Below are 399 nucleotides of genomic sequence, written 5' to 3'. Positions count from 1 at the left end.
CGTAGCTCAGCTGGATAGAGTACTCGGCTACGAACCGAGCGGTCGGAGGTTCGAATCCTCCCGGATGCACCATATTTAAGAAGTGTTGCAGCCATTGTGTTCTGGTAAAGCAGTAAGTATTAGCCGCCAGCACAAGGGATGATAACGTTGCTTTAGCAACGGCCCGTAAGGGTAAGGCGTAAGCCGAATCATCCTCCTGGATGCACCATATTTTATAAAGTGGCTTAGCAAGTCGCCGCTTTGTTTAAGTAGTACCGATACAGCGTTAGCAGCCTGTATCAAGGTGAGTCGTCAGCACCCCTGCGTTATACCAGAATTTGTTATGCATCCGTAGCTCAGCTGGATAGAGTACTCGGCTACGAACCGAGCGGTCGGAGGTTCGAATCCTCCCGGATGCAC

At 50.9% G+C, this 399-nt stretch carries 1 tRNA gene; it reads left to right on the top strand.

Annotated features, from left to right (window positions below):
* The first annotated feature begins 324 nt into the window (after positions 1-324).
* Positions 325-398: transfer RNA gene (locus tag AB3U87_RS22435), tRNA-Arg, on the top strand.
* Position 399: the final 1 nt, after the last annotated feature.

It is taken from the genome of Erwinia plantamica (assembly GCF_043420595.1).
Taxonomy (GTDB): Bacteria; Pseudomonadota; Gammaproteobacteria; order Enterobacterales; family Enterobacteriaceae; genus Erwinia; species Erwinia aeris.
This window is presented reverse-complemented; position numbering and strand designations above follow the sequence as displayed.